The 13,913-nt window shown below is 38.2% G+C and carries 11 protein-coding genes; 3 read left to right on the plus strand and 8 right to left on the minus strand.

What is annotated here, in order from left to right:
- The first annotated feature begins 61 nt into the window (after nt 1-61).
- Entirely contained in the window at nt 62-895 is an 834-nt protein-coding gene (gene ispE / locus OKW21_RS25180; RefSeq protein WP_277484992.1) for a 4-(cytidine 5'-diphospho)-2-C-methyl-D-erythritol kinase, read from the plus strand.
- On the opposite strand, the gene OKW21_RS25185 is transcribed toward ispE, so the two are convergent.
- Both OKW21_RS25185 and OKW21_RS25190 read right to left on the minus strand, forming a co-directional pair.
- Nucleotides 892-1,560, minus strand: coding sequence for a hypothetical protein (locus tag OKW21_RS25185; protein WP_277484994.1), 669 nt, complete (start codon nt 1,558-1,560; stop codon nt 892-894). The genes ispE and OKW21_RS25185 overlap by 4 nt on opposite strands.
- Before the next feature lie 222 nt (nt 1,561-1,782).
- Entirely contained in the window at nt 1,783-2,577 is a 795-nt protein-coding gene (locus OKW21_RS25190; protein ID WP_277484996.1) for a thymidylate synthase, read from the minus strand.
- Between the two features lie 167 nt (nt 2,578-2,744).
- On the opposite strand from OKW21_RS25190, the gene OKW21_RS25195 reads away from it, so the two are divergent.
- Nucleotides 2,745-3,833 (plus strand): hypothetical protein, encoded by a 1,089-nt coding sequence (locus tag OKW21_RS25195; protein ID WP_277484998.1) that lies wholly within the window; start codon nt 2,745-2,747, stop codon nt 3,831-3,833.
- On the opposite strand, the gene OKW21_RS25200 is transcribed toward OKW21_RS25195, so the two are convergent.
- From OKW21_RS25200 to OKW21_RS25225, 6 genes are all read right to left on the minus strand, one after another.
- Nucleotides 3,830-4,219, minus strand: a complete 390-nt coding sequence (locus tag OKW21_RS25200) for a response regulator (protein ID WP_277484999.1) — start codon at nt 4,217-4,219, stop codon at nt 3,830-3,832. The two genes, OKW21_RS25195 and OKW21_RS25200, sit on opposite strands and share 4 nt — an antisense overlap.
- Before the next feature lie 65 nt (nt 4,220-4,284).
- On the minus strand, nt 4,285-4,680 hold the full coding sequence (locus OKW21_RS25205) for a DUF1987 domain-containing protein (RefSeq protein ID WP_277485000.1): 396 nt from the start codon (nt 4,678-4,680) through the stop codon (nt 4,285-4,287).
- A 1-nt stretch (nt 4,681) separates the two neighbouring features.
- The gene (locus OKW21_RS25210; protein WP_277485002.1) at nt 4,682-5,218 is read right to left on the minus strand and encodes a SiaB family protein kinase; all 537 of its coding nucleotides are present in this window, start codon (nt 5,216-5,218) and stop codon (nt 4,682-4,684) included.
- Nucleotides 5,219-5,229: 11 nt separating this feature from the next.
- Nucleotides 5,230-7,725, minus strand: coding sequence for a SpoIIE family protein phosphatase (locus OKW21_RS25215; protein WP_277485004.1), 2,496 nt, complete (start codon nt 7,723-7,725; stop codon nt 5,230-5,232).
- 93 nt (nt 7,726-7,818) lie between these two features.
- The gene (locus OKW21_RS25220) at nt 7,819-9,759 is read right to left on the minus strand and encodes a TonB-dependent receptor (protein WP_277485006.1); all 1,941 of its coding nucleotides are present in this window, start codon (nt 9,757-9,759) and stop codon (nt 7,819-7,821) included.
- A gap of 38 nt (nt 9,760-9,797) precedes the next feature.
- Entirely contained in the window at nt 9,798-11,978 is a 2,181-nt protein-coding gene (locus OKW21_RS25225; protein ID WP_277485008.1) for a fibronectin type III domain-containing protein, read from the minus strand.
- Between the two features lie 786 nt (nt 11,979-12,764).
- On the opposite strand from OKW21_RS25225, the gene OKW21_RS25230 reads away from it, so the two are divergent.
- Nucleotides 12,765-13,913: a PAS domain-containing sensor histidine kinase gene (locus tag OKW21_RS25230; RefSeq protein WP_277485010.1), complete on the plus strand. Its 1,149-nt coding sequence runs from the start codon at nt 12,765-12,767 to the stop codon at nt 13,911-13,913.

Here is a 13,913-nt window from a genome sequence, read left to right on the forward strand (position 1 = left end):
AAATGAGTGCTGCACTATTTGTCATTATTCATCACTTCCAATATTCATTACTCATTAAAGCATGATCGTCTTTCCTAACGCCAAAATCAATCTGGGTCTCAATATCCTCCGCAAACGCCCTGATGGTTTTCACGACATCACTTCCTGCTTCGTACCTGTGCCATACACAGATGTACTGGAGATTATTGAAAGCAAGAAATTTGAGTTTAGCAGCAGTGGTTTAGCCATTCCCGGTCATGAAAAAGACAATCTTTGTATCAAGGCATATCATCTGTTACAAAAGGATTTCAACCTTCCTCCGGTCCGAATTCATCTGCACAAAGTCATCCCTATTGGCGCTGGGCTGGGAGGCGGCTCTGCAGATGCAACATTTACTTTGAAATGTCTGAATCGGATGTTTGATCTTTTTCTGGATGATTTTCTACTCGAGGAATACGCTAGCAGATTGGGAAGTGACTGTCCTTTCTTTGTCAAAAACCAACCCGTGATGGCTTATGGTACGGGCAATGATTTTGAAGAGATTTCACTTTCATTAGATGACCAATATTTTGTATTGGTTACACCTCCTATCCATGTAGCTACAGTTGAAGCCTATGCAGGCATAACTCCTTACGAGCCCAAACACAACTTAAAAGAAATATTAGAGAAAAATTCCATTACGGAATGGAAAGGACTAATATATAATGACTTTGAGAAAAGTATTTTTTCAAAATACCCAGCTATTGGGGAAATCAAGGAAAAGCTTTATGAAGCTCATGCCAGCTATGCTAGCATGAGCGGTAGCGGAGCTACTGTGTATGGTATTTTTGAACAGCAAACAGATATTACTTCGCTTTTCTCCGAAAACTACCAGATCTGGCATAGCCAGAACAAAGAGGAAGGGTTTTCGTCCTAGCGAAAATTGTAAGATACTTCTTTGTCTTTATTTGGGCTGCTGGCTGCCAGCTTGTTTTCGTTGGCATATAACATATTATAGAGATTTACTACCCTCAACTGCTCGTGCACTTTCTTCATTTTCAGCTTGCAGCGCTTGATATATTTCTCAACTTCATCTTCATATCTATGCATAAGAGGCAATATTTCTTCTTCAAAATCATTGATAAGTGTTAAGCCTGAATCTTCTTCATGCATGAAGTAAGTATGCTTACATACTGTATTCAGATAAATATGGGGAGCCCTCATGTCTTCAGTAATTCTTGGGCGACGTACATATTCGCTTTTCCTGAGCATGGCAAGTTCACCATGAGAGATGACTTCAAAGAAAGCTCTTCTTTGGTAATTAGGGTATACCGGAGTATCAACAGATACGTATTTACGGTGTATCTGCTTGATAGGATCAAATAATTCAAAATAAGCAATACTTTCTGCCGTAAAAGCCTGCGTCATTCCATTGTTTTTGACTCTTACCACCTCAAACTTGAGGTCATAGCTTAGCTCTCCTTCAAGTGTTTGACCATTCTCTAACAACAATTTCCCATCACACCACAAGCCATAATCAGGAATGGCCATCGCACTAAGAGATACTAAAATAGTTACCACTAATACATACATCTTCTTCATGATCCTTCGGATATACAGTTAAACTTTGTGATTGGGAAGCAGTAATGCTATCCTGCTCAAACTGTATCAAACATGAAGCCCTGAAAGCAGGAAGATCTCTCCTTTCAGACAGATATATCAGAAGTGTAAGAAATGCAGAAGATAAATCATGTCATCTGCTTGAAGCTTGTCTGCTAACAAGCTATAAGCACATAAGGTGGCAACATATGTACTGAAAAAGGACTAGACTGCTACTTCTGCTTTGATGTGCGGATGTGGATTGTAATTCTCCAAGGTAAAATCTTCATATTTGAAGGAAAATATGTCTTTAACCTCTGGATTGATATTCATCTGTGGTAGAGGGCGAAGCTCACGGCTAAGTTGCAACTGAGCTTGTTCCAGGTGATTGCTATAGAGGTGTGCGTCGCCAAAAGTATGGACAAAGTCTCCCAGTTCCAGCCCACATGCCTGTGCCATCATCATGGTAAGCAAGGCATATGACGCTATGTTAAAAGGAACTCCCAGAAAAACATCAGCACTACGCTGATAGAGCTGGCAGGAAAGTTTACCTTCGGCTACATAAAACTGGAAAAGCGTATGGCAGGGTGGAAGCGCCATGCTCTCAATATTAGCAACATTCCAGGCCGAAACTATAATCCGTCGTGAATCAGGGGTACGCTTAATCTGATTTACTACCTGGCTGATCTGATCTATATGCCTGCCATCGGGAGTAGGCCAGCTACGCCACTGATAACCATATACCGGCCCAAGATTACCTTTTTCGTCGGCCCATTCATCCCAGATTCGCACTTTATTTTCTTTCAGGTAGTGGATATTAGTGTCCCCTTGCAGAAACCACAATAGCTCGTGGATAATAGAGCGTAAATGTAGTTTTTTGGTAGTCACCAAAGGAAACCCCTCTTGCAGATCAAATCGCATTTGGTAACCAAAAATACTCATGGTACCTGTTCCGGTACGGTCTTCTTTCCTGACACCATTGTCCAGAATGTGCTTCATCAAATCATGATACTGCTGCATAGCCAAGGGGAATTTAAATTTTGGGCATTGCAATTTTAATGAGATGTGTTAAAAATTGCTACCCGATGAAGATATTTTCTTTATCCAGGGTGTAAACAAACTCATTCAAATTCTAGCTGTTAGTCAAATAAGTAGAAACTGTATCTTTTCAGCTGAACACGATACTTATGCAATTCTTTTGTTTAAAATTTACTACGCTGCTTTGTCTAGCTTTAGCAGCTTGCAACGCACCAAATCAGCAAGAGGAAGGCTTCGGCACCTCTCATAAAACCTCTGCACACACCGCCTCTGAAAACACCCTAATTGTAACCGCTGATGAAAAATATAAAGTTCTTAGGGTGAAGACAACCGACCCCAGTTTGCAAAAACCAATTTATGAGGATACGGTTACCCTGGGTAACAGGGCAGGTGTATTATGCCAGAACAAGGCTAAAAACCCAGAAACGCATTATGGTTTTCAGGTAAGGGACGATTTAAGCAAATACTACTTTGCTTTCTACAAGGGGAGTCTCATGAAAGAAGAGTATGAGTGGTGTAGACTCTATGCATATGATCCATCCCATGAAAAGTGGACTCAACTGATTGACTTTGGTGAGATATATGAACCTATCTGGAAGTATGTGGAAGGCCAGAATGCTATTGTTTATATAGACCGAAGTTCCGGTACGCTATTATCTTATCAGTTGGATAATAAAAATATTGACACGCTTAGAAAAGTGAATGTTGATGTGAGAGAGCATGTCTTTGAGGCAAAAGATGGGCAAATAAAACTTAGCTATATAGAAAATGATCAGGTAAAACAAATTCGTTATAACCTCTCAGATCAAACTTTGGAGGAAGAGATCATAGCGCATGCTGATGGCTTTTCCAGCATACATCAGGAATATGTATTGCAGGTGTATTTTGAAAATAGCGAAGAACAAGGCTTTCGCCTCTATCATGAGGGAAAGCTCATCGCAGACCAGCCCTTCACGGTAGGGAACGTCAATAGCTTTTGGAATGAAAATGATAGCTTTTACCTTCTGGGGGAAGAACACATTTTTATGATGAATACTGAGCTGGATACTTTGGCTAGCGCAAAGCTCAATAGTCCTTTCATATATAACGTATTGGAGAAACAAGTTTTAGCGCACGAAAGGAAGGTAGCAGATAAAGGAGAAATTCAACCTTATCTGCTTCCTAAAGATCTCTCCGTTAAACAAGCTACACAGATACTGGAAAATGCCAGATGGGTATTGTTGGTCCGTGAAATTTAGTGTTCAAAAACCTCAGATAAGCTTGCCTCCAGTTCGGAGAACATATTTTTGTCTTTAATGATATAGTGTCTGATACCCTCTCTTACCATTTTTAGCACGAGTCCGCCATCATCCTGTCCACTAAATACGATAAAAGGAATATCACTGTACTCATCTTTAATCGAGGAGTAAAACTGAAAACCATTTGTAGTATTGCTGTCGTCGGTGGAAAAATTGTAATCTGTAATGATTAAGGATGGCGTTTCTTTCTTGAGCTGTGCCATACAATCCTCCACAGTATAGAACTCACGTACATCATAACCTTTTCTGGTCAGAAACGCTGCTATAGTTGCAGCAAATGTATCATCATCATCTACAACAAATACTGTTATTTTTTGACTTTGCATTCTGGTAAAGATTTACAAACTGTTGGGTTTAATAATGATTAAAATTTTCCCGCTTGGTGTATTACTTAAAATGAAAGTAGGTTTATATTCAAATTTGTATCTATCATAAAATCCTCAGCCTCTTCTCTAAGGTCTTCATCATGCTCAGGATAATACCAGTTAACTGTCACCTGCCCTCCTTCTTCTTCATAAGTTTGCAGGAATTCTAATAGTTGTAATATGCCTTTTGAAGAGCTCGTATTGAAATACGATAGTTTAAAATCAAATACAATAGGCTTTTTAGTTTCAGTAAATACCTTCAGCCAGTTCAGCAGATCACCGAAGAAAGTCCAAGTGTTCTCCAGATATGATTCTCCTTCTATCAGACAATGCCCGCTCTCTGCATTGAAGTATACATCCGGCACATAAAAAGTACCTTTTTCTCCCTTAATGCTAAGGGATTTCAGACTACTAACTTCCATATTATTTCTTTATGTTAATTTTGAATATAATACAAGATAATTCATTATTGATATCAATTATTTCCACTTCGGGTGGGTTTCCTGCTAGTATAGTAACCTGAATAAGCCCTATACCTGCGCCCTTATGTGCCTCACCCAGCCTCATTCTTCTCCTTTGTCTTTTCAATCCACGCAAACCTTCTTTATCTAATCTACTGATAATTTCAAAATGCTGTATTAATTGATTTACCACCTCTTTGCTTAGCACATTGCCACAGTTGATTTCAAGCTTGTTTTGTTCATCAAGAACCTGAAACCAACCTACTCTTTCCATCTTCTCTCCATAATTGATTAGTTCCAGAGAATAGTGCTGCATGTTTTGGGCCAATTCTATTGAAATAGCTGATATACGATTTGTAAGTACTTCAGTGGCAGGTAACTTATTTCTTAACTGCTCTACAATCTTAGCAATTACCTCCGGTGTAATAGGACCTTTGTAAGAGATCAGACTATCAGGATGTTGCCTGATAAAAAGATCTTCGTATGGGAGTGTATGCATTTTTTCTTTTTTTATTGAAACCTTACCCCTATCAGACTTATATCATCTCTTTGTTCTGCTCCTTGTTGATGATCAGCAAAAGCGGCTAGCATAAAATTCTTTTGGGATTCCATGGGTAGATGATGCCATGCCTTAAGGCAACTGGCTAACTGAGCTGACCCAAATCTTTTTCTCTCCTCATTTGGCTGATCAATAATACCATCAGAACTTAAATAAATTTTGTCATCCTTATTCATTCGTAATTGATGCAAATCAAATGAAGCGGTTTGTCTGGAACTGCCTATTGAAATCCTGTTCCCTTTTACTTTGCTTACTTCACCTTCTTTGATTATCCATAGGGTATTTTTTGCTCCGGCATAGCATACATTATATTCACTACCGACCTTTTGTATGACACAAATCCCAATATCCATGCCGTGCAAGCGGGAAGACTCATGGTAGCGTAAGCGTTCAAGTAATTTTTGGTGCAAAAAAGTGAGTATTGCACCAGGATCACTCATTTGATGTGCCTGAATAGCTTCTGTAAGCAAACTATGTCCAATTAAGGTAATCAGCGCTCCGGGAACACCATGCCCTGTACAATCTGCCACAATTAATATCTGATAATCTTCCTGTTGAGATACCCAGTAAAAGTCCCCTGAAACAATATCCTTGGGCATAAAAATAAGATAGCTCTCAGGAAAAAGCTCTTTGATGTAATCATCATTGGGCAAGATTGAGTCTTGAATCTGCTTGGCATACTCTATACTCTCCTGCACACGATTATGCACCAGCATTAACTGTTCTTTTTGGTCAGCCAGCAGTTCCCGGGTCTGTTCCAGGTAAAACATATGTTGCTTTAGCTCCTCTTCGTTACTATGTAGCAGCTCATTTTTATTCAATATTTCTTCTTTCTGCTGCTCAAGTCTTTTATTATCTTTACTTTTTTGGGTAAAACTAAAGGCTATAACTCCTATAATCAGTAAGCATAAACCCAAAATCCCATACCCATATTTACGCAGATTAGCTTCCTTCAATAGACGTTCTTCCTTTAACTGGCGATCTGTTTCCAGTAGTTTGATAGTCTGTTTCTGTTTCTCCTGCTCTAATTTTTGTCTATGAATTCTCAATGATTGTAGCTCTTTTTCACGAGCCAGTTCTTCCAACTGTCTTTCCTGTTGCTCAGCCTTAAGCTTTTGGTTAGCAATATCCAAGGCCTGTTTAGCATTATTGCTTTCTAAAATTTGTTTAGATAGTGCAAGACTTTGTAATTCTTTTTCTTTTTTCAGGAGGGAAAGTTCCTGTGTCTGTAACTTTAGCTGCGTTTCTCGTCTTTCCTGCATCAATGCACTTTCTTCTTTTTCACCCCAGTAAGCTTTTATCTCTTCTTCTCTGGTAATTGCAGCCTGGTATCTCTGTTCCAGTTCATCTTGCTCTTTCTGAGCTTGCTGTGTAATGTAACTTCGAATTTCATCAAACTTCTCTCCGTACTCTTTAACCTTATCATCTCGCTTCTCTTTTCGGTAAATCATTTTTAGGAGACGATAGCTATCTAAAAGTACAAACCACGCTCTCTCCTCGAGTGCGACCTGGCTAGCAGCTAAAGCAGTCTTAAGTGCATCACTCTGCCTCCCACTCAGATAATAATGTGAAGCGATATAATTATTAATATCTGCCTCCCCTTTCCTGTTATTGTTATCTTTTTCTATCTGGAGCGCCCGCTCATAGTACTGAAGGGCCTGTTTATCATTTTCTAAATTACTGTAAGCCAACCCTACATTGATAAGTAAAATTACTGATGGCTTTTCTTTAAACTGTTCACTCAATGTGATTGCCTGCCTAAAGCTTTCAACGGCTTTCTTTTTTTCATCTAACCTTTGGTAGATAAAGCCCAGGTTATTTAAAGCACTAATCTCTTTCTGATATGCTTTACTATTAGCATATTCCTTTTGAAGCCACTGAGCATATACTAGTGCATCTTTATATCTTTCTTCTTTTTGGGCAATAGATAGCAGAGACTTGTTAACTTTTTCCAGTTGTTCTGTAGACTGGCTTTTTCCAAAACCTTCCAATACCTTTTGTCCGTAAAGCTTAGCCTGTTCATAATTTTCTATTTCTAGAAAGCGCAGACACATTTCAAACCTGAGCATTAACAGCTTTTCTTTCTTGCCGTAGCCACTTATCAGGAGCTTTTCTAGCTGTTGGTCATAGAACAAAGCTTGCGCTAGAACCCTTTCCTGTATATATATATCAGACAGTAAATAATAAGTAGCTTCTTTGGCCGAAGGATTATTACTCCCTTCAAACTTAGATAGCGCCTGCAAGGCATATGACAAAGCATCCTGAAGTTTTCCGTCCTGATTTAACTTTTGAGCCTGTGCTAGATACTTGTACCCAATTTCTTCTGATTGGGAAGTACTCTGCTTTACAGAATCTTCTAAGACTAAGTTTTGAGGATTTATTAAATGAGTATTTCCACTACTTTCATTTAGCGACTGGTCTTGACCAGAACCAGGTGATGGTAACAAGAATAGGAGGAATAGAACTTCAAGCAAGCTATAAAAAACACGCCTGTAACTACAATGCTTATATGTATTATTTATTTTCAGCTCTGCCATTTTTTAAAGCACCATATTCAGCCCTATCGTGATTAACCTATTGTGCTGATCAGCAAATGGGATAACCACTTCCTGTCTATTAGTCAGGTTCCTAATATTTACATACACAGAGTATTGATCCCATATCTTATAGTTCACTTTAGTATTTACAAACCACTGGGGAGAGACCAAATAAGCTGCGCTATCCAGCACATAGTGTTCGCTATAATAGTAGAGGCCCGCGTTAATATTCAGGCGGTCAAAAAAAGTAGTAAAGTTCCCACTTAAAGATCCCGACCAAAGTGGATAATTCGGAAATGCCTCTTCCTTTTCAATCAACCTGGTCACTTGTCCTAATACTGTCCAACGATTGATCTGATAATTACCTTCAAAAGTACTCCCTACAGCTGGCATATTTTCCAGATATGGAGGTTCACCCATTTTTTGATAAAAGCCTGAAATACCAATCATTCCTCTATTGGTCCAATGTTGACGAACTCCAAAAGCATAGCTTAACATTTTGATAGCCGCAGGGCCCACCCCATGTATGGTGTCTCTATATAACTGTTGGGTAGTTTTATATACCTGAGAAGCACTGGCCTGAAGGGCGGTATTCTTCTTCAAAAACCATTCTGTAGCAAAATGAAAGCCTAATGGATAATCTAAATTTTGTAAGCTTTGGTAAACCCTCTGACTGGAAGACAGATGCAAACGATTTTTGGCAAAAGTAGCTGTCTGCTGAAAATATAAAGAACCACTAAGCTGAGACCAATCTTCAGCTAGTGGGATGGCATCTGCTACCAGTGTCAATTTGTTAAGAGTGTCACCTGAAGGTGTAAACTGATCATTTATCCATTCTGTACCAACTAGTAAAGAGTATTTGCCCAATGACTTATGGTATTCTAGCCTGGCACCTGTTCTGGCATTATGATATTGCCAACCTGCGTAACCAGTAGCATAATTTCTGTCTCCTGACTGATGAAAGATATGTGAACTCCATTGAGGCGTAGCAAAATGAATATTTATCCAACGACGCTGTTCTTCCCTATGCGTAACGAAAATTTCATCTGAAGGCATAAATATACTCTGAGCCTGAGCGTTTTGTACTCCTAAATCTACACTGACAGATTTATCTTCATTCCACTGATAAGCAGAGCTAAGGTGAAAAGCACTAGACTGTACAGCAAGTTCTGTGTACTGATGCGTTTGTGAGGCATCAGGCTGAAAGAATAACAAAGAATCACTTCTGATATAGCGGCTTACCGAGTTGACATAATATTGATCTTGAAAACGCTGACTTGCCTGATAGTGCCCTCCTACTCTGACAGCAAACTTATCATTAATACCGATGTTCAAGCTTCCGTGATATCGGTATGACTGAAATTGTCCTACTTGCAGATTTGCTTGTAATTGAGTACCCGATGTGTTCTTACTTTTTATTGTAACTATATTGATCACACCCACTGCACCACCGTAACCAAACCAGCTTCCGTGAGGCGAGCGGATCAGTTCAATTCTTTCAATATCTTCTATGCTGACTGGCATTGCCTCCCACCAAACTTGACCAGTTAAGGCATCATTAAAAGGAACAGCGTTAATAAGTAAGAGCAAATTTTCTTCAACCTGTACGTTGGAGTTGCTACTAAAGCTATTCGCTATTCCTCTATATTCTACATCATACAAACCATTAGCTTTAGGCTTTACCACAAATTCAGGAAGTAACTGTAGAGCTTCAGGTATATTGTTGACGCCTGACTGCCTGATCCTTTCTTTCGTCAGTACATTAACGTTTAACGCAACTTCCTTCAGACTATCCAATTTACGGTTTGCTGCATAAATCATAAGTTCCTGCTCACGGAGTACTTTCTCCAGAGGTAAGTCCTTACTGATTTGTAGCTGATACATAGTCGTACTGTCCACACTGGATTGTCCCCAGCATTGAGCACTGCTGAAGATCATTATCATACAGCACAAGCTAATATAGATGCTATGGTGTGACAAGTTTAAAATCCGCATGACTGGAATATATACGTTTGTGTAGGGAAACCATTTCCTGAATACAACTTAGTGGGCATACCTACCTGATTTGTATCATATATATAGGCTTTATTTTCCCAGGTATCAGTAACGAACTCCTGGTAAAAGCTGGTAACCGAGCTGGATACAAAACCTAAAATTGCAGAGCCTGTAGGGTCATTTAACAAAGCATTAACCTGAGGAGAAAACTGATAGTTAGGATTAAAATGATCTGCATACTTCCAGCTTTTTATGAGCTGGTTCGCCGCATTTCTGGCTTCTATAATATTCTCTCCCGAGTAAGTATAGTTCTCCTGAGTATTTAAAGTTGATTTAGTATGATCCGCATATTTGCTAACCTGAATTACTTTTCCCTCAGAATCATATGCTAATGTAGTGTAATCTAGCGTAGTATTGGTTTCATCCTGCCGGTGAAGTGACACCCATTGGTCGTTCTGATAGCCGAATGTCCATATCTCTTTAAGAACCAAAATATTCGGCGATTCTTCTTCGTATTTGTTCGCTTCAACTAGTTGTTCATCTTGGTAAATCAACTCCCAATTGTATCGTGCAATATTTGTGCTATCACCACTAATACTTATTAGCTGACCGGCATTTTCGGTATAACTCTCAACCCAACCGTCATCCCATATTTTTTTACTTAATAAACAGTTCGGAGGAACAGAAGCTGAAACTGTTAATACTGCCTGTCCCGCTGATTTTACAGTACCATTTTTACTTACTACCCGCACATAATATTTTTGTAATGGATCAGTTCCCTCTACTTTCCATGTATTTCCTATTACCTCTTTTAAATCATATCCAGAAAGAACAGTATTAAAACTACTATCCTCGGCCACACTGAGAAGATAGCTTTTAGCTCCTTCCGCTTCACTCCAGGAGAGTGTAAAAGAATTTAGTACCTGGGTTGTTATTTCTAGGCTCTGCGGAGCCTCCAGTGGATAAGTACTAATCACGAAAATTTCCGAATAATCTGAATATGTATTGAAGCCTTGTGCTTTAATACGCAGGTAATAATCTGTCCCCGGTGTTAAGCCTGTAAATGTGTAGGTAAAGTCGCTAGTTGTTAGTCCATTGAACTCAGGGAGGGTACTTGTGAAATCAATGTCAGTGGCTAAGTCTAACTCATAACTCTCAGCATTTGCAACGGTGACCCAGTTGGCGGAAAATTGACTTGCGCCTATTTCTGTAGGCTCAAGTATGTCGGGAGCAGCAAGCCCCTTAGTCTTGATTTTCAAAGTAGATGAGTAAGCAGAATACATGGTATCCTGTTTTGCCCTCAATCTGAAATAGTAGGTAGTATTTCCATCCAGACCTTCTACTTTAGCTTGTGTATTCTGTATATCTTTTATAATGATGGTAGGAGTATTGTGCTCATCAAATAGTGGATCTGCACTTGCTTCTACCTCATAAGCATCAGCTTGGGGAACAGCTTCCCAGTACAGGGTGGCCGAAGTATATTGTATATCTTGGCTATCAGTGATTACAGGTTTATCTAATTGGGTAGTTATTGCATATTTAACATTAGAGGGTATTGAGTAGAAGCTTCCCCTTTTTGATTTTACTCTATAGAAATACCCTTGCTTTTCTTTCAGGTCAGTAATGGTTAATACAGTATCCTGATTACTACTACTTTCGTAGGTGTTTATAATATTCTCAAAGTCAATTTGAGATGATACTTCTAATAAATAACCATCTGCAGCTTCTACTTCAGACCATATCGCTGTAATTTGATTGATACCTATACTTATAGGTTCTAGTGCTAGTGGGCTTGGCAATGCCGTAGTAGATATTTCTTGTGTATCTGAATACTTTAAAATAGAACCTGATATAGTTTGGGCCCCCACTCTATAATAATATATGGTAGAAGGGTCAAGGTCTTGTACCTCATAAAATGTTTCTTTCACTTCAACTGGATATTCTTCACTTAGCTTTACTTTGAAATCAGAATCCAAAGCAATATCCAATAAATAGAAGTCAACCGATGGAAAAGGAGTCCACTGAATTATAAAACTATTGGGGTTGATACTCCTAGGCTCTTCTATTCTGGGTGAAGGCTGAATGAATTCTTTTTTCTCACTGTCACATCCCCAAGAAAATAGAATCAGAAAAAGAAACCGGAGTAAAGGGTAATATCCTGTTTTCACATTTTTTTCCTATAAAAATACTAGGATTACCCAAAAAAGTTAAAATCATAAGGCTTGCAGCAATTCCGAGTAAGCATGAAATCACTTGGAAATAAATATTAATACATTAACAGGCTGACAAACCGCTTAAACAATACAAGCCCTTCATTACAACCCATGACGCAAATAATTTGATAATTTATAAATTATCATGATATAGCACAAAGATATACCTGTTATATAAGGTGAGCTGAGTCGAAAACAGCGCTCGAGTAGATATTTTATCATAGCAATGATGGGAGTAAGGCCTGGCATTGATTTACCAAATTTTTCCCTCGATATCGTTCTTTTGTATGTCTCTGGTTTTTGGGTTTTTCCGCTTTACATTACATCTATATCCGAAAAAAATAGGTTGAGCCAAAATAGAATCATATGGTTATAAGTATTCCTTTAACCATACTTTTAGGGGGAAAATATTATTTAATATTAAATTATTATATGATAAACTATATTTACAACACTTCTCAAATGTTAATAATCGAAAGTAATTACTCCATGTAATATTAGTGGGATAATGTGAAGCAATACATAGCCTGAAAGATACTTTAAGATGAATTTTTACTCTTTTTCCTTATTTTTTCTATGTAATTTTTATAGCTATTGTATATACTTTTATTCAAAATCTCACATTTATACATCAGTTGCTGATTGAAAAAATCATACTAAAACTTTAAAAAGTTACATTTTGATTTTTTTTTGCTAGCTTTGGTACATGGATTTGAATTTGTGGCTTTAATCTAAGAATGTATGGAGACTATGTACCAAAAAATTGCTGAAGACTTACAAACCAACACAGGAGCCCAAGATTGCTCTTTCAACCCTTATGAATGTATAGGTAAAAGTGTTTCAGATATGGTTATTTCTTTTGATCATAACTTTACAGTTACCTATTTAAATGAAAAAGCTGCTCAGTTATTAAATTATAAACAAGAGGAATTGATTGGCTTTCATATCATTGAACTTTTCCCTAAAAGTCAGATTGAGTTTTTAGAGGTATTATTGCAAGAAGTCCTTGAGAAAAAACAAGTCTACAACCGCCGTACCTGCTTTAGTGTACGAGGAAAAAAGCAATTACCGGTATCCTTATCTTTTTCTACACTTTCACAGGAAGAAACTACAAACTTTGTTATGATTGCAAAAGATGACAGGCAACTTGTTAGAGCTACAGAAGAGCTCAAAAAGAAGAATGCTGAATTAGAAACACTGATTTATCGTATATCACATGACTTAAAAGGCCCATTGGCTTCTATGAATGGTCTTTTTCAGTTAATGGAGTTAGAAGCTGATAATCCTGAAGCTAGCCAAAACTATATGCAGCTAATCAAAAAGAGTGCGCATAGATTGGAGGAAAAGCTTTTAGGCTTACTTGAACTTGGGCTATCTAAAAAAGAGGCGATTGAATATAAGCCTATCCCAATAAGAGAGAAGCTGGAAGATATTATCCGTGATTTGCAATCTTTTCCCGGCAAGGAAGAAGTACTGATACACCTAACAGCTACCGAAAATTTTACTTTCAATACTGAGGAAAAGATTTTTCAATCTATCATGCAAAACTTAATAGAAAATAGTATTAAGTACCGCAGGCCTAATATTTCAGATGCTGTAACAAAAATATCCGTTCGTAGATATAAAGAAGGCGTCAAAATAAAGGTAAAAGACAATGGCTTAGGTATGGACAAGGACCTCCAAAAACGCGCTTTCGATATGTTCTATAGAGGGCACAACCACACTGAAGGCTCCGGTTTAGGAATGTTTATTGTCAAAACTCACGTGGAAAAACTGGGAGGGCAGATAGGAATTAAAAGTACACCACAAATGGGTACAGAGGTTTGGCTGTATTTACCCGACCCCAAATTATATGATGAAAATTATGGAAAATTACTTGCCGACTCATAA

Source organism: Catalinimonas alkaloidigena (assembly GCF_029504655.1).
In the GTDB taxonomy this organism is placed as follows: Bacteria; Bacteroidota; Bacteroidia; order Cytophagales; family Cyclobacteriaceae; genus Catalinimonas; species Catalinimonas alkaloidigena.